This is a genomic window from Alkalibacterium sp. s-m-28, assembly GCF_054658175.1.
Genome location: NZ_BAAGIQ010000126.1, coordinates 1 through 4,406, shown reverse-complemented (window position 1 = coordinate 4,406; position 4,406 = coordinate 1). Strand labels below are relative to the sequence as shown.

The window sequence follows — 4,406 nt, the reverse complement described above, 5'->3', positions numbered from 1 at the left end:
CACCCTTGTGACCTTAACTGAAACCATTCAAGTGTTTGTCAAGGGCAAATGCGGCTCCGATTGGTATAGTCAGTGGGCCTTCACCACCTTTAATTTTTAGTTTTCATAAAAAATTTGACAGTTCCAGGTTGTCTCTAATTAAAATAGGAAAGTTAACGTAAGCATTCAGTGAAAAGAAAATCACCCAATTAATATCCTTGAGTATATTCTAGAGCAAGTTATACTTGCTGTAAAACGATATGCATAACTTCAAGTAAATGCATAATTAAAGTTCCAAAAAAGTTATGTGAAAATAATATCAAAATGATATTTATACCATTGACTTATCACCTGATAACTGGAATAATAAGAACAAATCACCCCTTTAATTACAGTCCCGTGAGTCTGGAAAAGGTGAAAGTATAGAGTATGCCGTTCTATGCCCTCTTTATTGCCCGTGGAAGATGGGCATATTTTTTATATGGGTTATTGTGAAGTTTTTATTAAAAGTCTATTATAATAGTTTTTTGAGATACACCTTTAAGCAAGTCCTGTGAGACATGCAAGGTTGTAATGAGTTTGTGCGGATTTTTTTCTGTACGTGTCCTCTTTGCAGCTTAGCAGAGAGGTTTTTTTTGTGCATTGAGATTGCTCAAGAAAACCTTCAGATATAAGTATAGTAATTATTAATTAATGGAGGAGATAGAAATATGAAATTAATCAATGCAGAATTGCGAGGACTAGAAGTCATAGCAGATAAAACGATTAAAATGGAAATCCTAATGGAAGGGGCATTGCTTGAAACCATTCGACCCGGCCAGTTCGTTTATATTCAGATTGGTTCTTCAAGCGAACATATGCTTCGCCGTCCAATTTCCATAGCTGACGTCGATAGTAAAAAAGGTTTACTCACACTTGTTTTCAAAGAGCTGGGAGAAGGAACACGTAAACTCAGCAACATGAGGGAAGGTGAGCCGCTTAATATGCTCATTCCCTGTGGAAACGGCTATAAAATTGATCAGATAGAAATGACAAATGCTCTCCTGATTGGAGGAGGAATTGGAGTCCCTCCACTTTATTATCTGGCAAAGGAACTTGTAAAGAAAGGCATTGGAGTTACCACAGTCATTGGCTTTCACAATGAAAAAGATGTCTTTTTTGAAGAAGAGTTTAAAAGACTTGGAAACTGTTATGTCACCACAAATGACGGCAGTTATGGACAGCGCGGTTTTGTTACAGACATTATTAAGAGTGAACAACCAGTGTTTGATTATTATTTCGCCTGCGGACCCAATCCGATGTTAAAAGCAATCGAATCGACTCTAAAAGATAAAAAAGGCTTTCTCTCACTGGAGGAGCGTATGGGATGTGGGGTTGGTGCCTGCTATGCGTGCGTCGTACCAACTCAAGATGAAAAAAGCAGTAAGAAAATTTGTCAAGATGGTCCAGTCTTCCATACAGGAGAGGTGAAAATATAATGTCTCTAGCAGTCAACTTACCGGGGTTACAATTGAAAAATCCAGTTATGCCGGCTTCCGGCTGCTTCAGTTTCGGACGTGAATACAGTCAGTTTTATGATTTAAGCGAACTGGGAGCCATTATGATTAAGGCCGCTACTGAAGAGAAGCGATTGGGTAATAGTACACCTCGCGTAGCGGAAACAAAATCAGGTATGCTGAACGCTATTGGGCTGCAGAATCCGGGAGTACGAAGTATTATTGAAACGGAATTGCCCTTCCTTGGGTCTTTTGATTTACCCGTCATAGCTAATATTGCCGGCAGTACAGTTGAGGAATATGAGAATGTTGCTGCAGCGTTTAGGCAAACGGATCTAATTCATGCGATTGAACTGAATATATCCTGTCCCAATGTAAAAGAGGGCGGTGTGCAGTTCGGTATGATTCCAGAAGTAGCCTATGAAGTGACCAAGCGTGTTAAAAAGCGGTCTGATGTCCCCGTTTACGTTAAATTATCTCCAAATGCTGCGGACATCGTCGCCGTAGCAAAAGCGGTAGAACGTGCAGGTGCCGATGGACTAACGATGATTAACACCTTGACGGGTATGAAAATTGATTTAAATAGTAGAAAACCGTTATTGAGCAATAAGGTTGGCGGGTTATCGGGACCGGCGATAAAACCTGTCGCTATTCGAATGATCTATGAGGTATATCAAGCTGTTAGTATTCCCATCATAGGGATGGGGGGCATTCTCACAACGGAAGATATTCTGGAATTTTTGATGGCCGGTGCGAGTGCCGTTGCTGTCGGGACGGCCAATTTTCAAAATCCGATGATATGCAAGGAATTGATTGATCAGTTACCCGCCACGCTGAGGAAGTATGGGTTTGACAGTGTCAACGATGCTATTGGTAGTGGGCATGATTAGGGCTTAATAACACAGAGAAAAAAATAATAGTTTCTGATCCACAGCGCTGCTGTCTAATTTAATGTAGTCAGTTTTCAGTTAGAAATAATCGTTCTCCAAGCTCTTTAATGTTAAAATAGAAAGAGTAGTGTAAAAAGAAGCAAAGGAGAATAACAGTGAAATTAATTACATGGAACATCGATTCATTGAATGCAACCTTAACGAGCGACTCCAATCGTGCAGTAATGTCCAGAGAGGTTATGAATACCATTATCGAACAGAATCCTGATATTATTGCCATCCAAGAAACAAAACTACCTAGAACGGGCCCTTCAAAAAAACATGATAAAATTTTGAGTACACTATTCCCGGACTATGAATACGTCTGGAGAGTGTCTGAAGAGCCGGCTAAAAAAAGCTATGCGGGAACGATGTTTTTGTATAAGAGCCATCTGAAGCCAGAAGTTTCCTATCCTGAAATCGGAGCACCGGATACAATGGATAAAGAAGGACGGATTATCACACTCGAATTTGATGAGGTATACGTGACTCAAGTCTATACGCCAAATTCAGGGTCAGGCCTGGTCAGACTAAAAGAGCGCCAAATCTGGGACGAAAAATATGCCGACTATTTATCATCTTTAGACGAGAAAAAAGCAGTAATCGCAACGGGTGACTACAACGTGGCACACAAAGAAATTGATTTGGCTCACCCTGAGAGAAATCACAAGTCAGCTGGGTTCACTGACGAAGAGCGTGAAGGATTTACACGCTTATTGAATAGAGGATTTACAGATACCTTCCGTCATCTGCATGGTGATGTAACTGGACGCTATTCATGGTGGAATCAGCGTGCTAAAACGAGTAAAATCAATAACTCCGGCTGGAGAATTGATTACTGGCTCGTAAGCAGTCGTCTGGCAGATAAAGTACAAACATCTGATATGATTGACTCAGGAGACCGCCAGGATCACACGCCTTTAATGCTTGAAATTAATCTGAGTATGTAAGAATAAGCTCCATCGAGCTACTAAAGTGTAAAAATTGAAAATCTCCCCTACCGACAACATAAAACTGTCAGTAGGGGAGATTTTTTTGCATTTTAATGAAAGTCAGTCAGCTTTTCCAAATCATCCAGATTGTTTTGATTCTTAACGTGAATTTTTAGAATCGCCTCTTTTGCTGCTTCAATTGCCTCACGTAGATTGGGATCGAACTGTGTGCCGAGATTAGTCAAAACCTGCTTGTATGCTTCGTTAAAGGAAAGACCTCTGCGATAAGCTCTGGTGGATGTCATGGCATCAAAAGCATCTGCTACAGCCAAAATACGCGCTTCTAGAGGGATTTCAAGACCTTGAGAACCTTTAGGGTACCCTTTGCCGTCCCAGCGTTCATGATGGTAAAGAACGCCACATTTTAAGCCTTCAAGTCCTTCTACTTTTTCAACCATCTGAGCCCCAATAGTAGTATGGCTTTTAACCACCTCAAACTCACTTTTAGTCAGTTTATCAGGTTTTGTTAAAATGCCATCGGATATGTGGATTTTTCCAATATCGTGCAGCAGCCCACTTAGTCTGATGTTTTTTAGCTTGTTTTCATCCTGATACTGTGGGAGTTGCTGAGCGATGGCCACAGCATACTGGCTGACCCGTTCACTGTGGCCAAACGTGTAAGCGTCTTTAGCTTCCATTGCCACAATAAAGCTTTGAACAACTTGTTCCAGTTTCAACTCCATCGCATGTATGACAGTATTAACCTGTTTTTCATACAGCATATTCAGTTTAATCAGTAGAAGATAGCTGAATGTCGCTACGATAAGATATAACAAGAGACGATTAGATAAGTCTATCGTATCTGTTTCATAATACGTCCCTACTGGAAAAAAGAAGCTCACAATAGTCAGACTGATAAAGCCAACAGTGGAGGAGATTAATAATAACTCAAGTTTCGCACCCCTAAGAACGACGTTCTATCCTTTTACCGTAAAGATCAGTTAGAATATTGAACTTAAAAGTACAGAAAAAGACACCTCTCTTTGGTAAAATGTAGTTACCAACAAACA

General features: G+C 40.3%; 4 protein-coding genes. 3 read left to right on the top strand and 1 reads right to left on the bottom strand.

The genetic code is table 11. The annotated features are described in order from the left end of the window. The first annotated feature begins 689 nt into the window (after positions 1 to 689). The 3 genes from ACYQ4S_RS10955 (at position 690) to ACYQ4S_RS10945 (ending at position 3,354) form a co-directional block, all read left to right on the top strand. Positions 690 to 1,457 carry a dihydroorotate dehydrogenase electron transfer subunit gene (locus ACYQ4S_RS10955; RefSeq protein WP_346024929.1) on the top strand — a complete coding sequence of 256 codons (768 nt, stop codon included), beginning with the start codon at positions 690 to 692 and terminating at the stop codon, positions 1,455 to 1,457. Further along, entirely contained in the window at positions 1,457 to 2,365 is a 909-nt protein-coding gene (locus ACYQ4S_RS10950) for a dihydroorotate dehydrogenase (protein ID WP_346024930.1), read from the top strand. The genes ACYQ4S_RS10955 and ACYQ4S_RS10950 overlap by 1 nt, the downstream gene beginning before the upstream one ends. A 155-nt stretch (positions 2,366 to 2,520) precedes the next feature. Continuing rightward, positions 2,521 to 3,354, top strand: coding sequence for an exodeoxyribonuclease III (locus ACYQ4S_RS10945; RefSeq protein ID WP_346024928.1), 834 nt, complete (start codon positions 2,521 to 2,523; stop codon positions 3,352 to 3,354). Positions 3,355 to 3,446: 92 nt separating this feature from the next. Here ACYQ4S_RS10945 and ACYQ4S_RS10940 read toward each other — a convergent pair whose 3' ends face one another. Then, positions 3,447 to 4,238 (bottom strand): HD-GYP domain-containing protein, encoded by a 792-nt coding sequence (locus ACYQ4S_RS10940; protein ID WP_346024927.1) that lies wholly within the window; start codon positions 4,236 to 4,238, stop codon positions 3,447 to 3,449. Positions 4,239 to 4,406 lie beyond the last annotated feature (168 nt).

What these genes read in the sequence shown, in the direction of transcription:
- ACYQ4S_RS10955 (WP_346024929.1), top strand. Translation starts at nt 690, where the DNA reads ATGAAATTAATCAATGCAGAATTGCGAGGACTAGAAGTCATAGCAGAT.
- ACYQ4S_RS10950 (WP_346024930.1), top strand. Translation starts at nt 1,457, where the DNA reads ATGTCTCTAGCAGTCAACTTACCGGGGTTACAATTGAAAAATCCAGTT.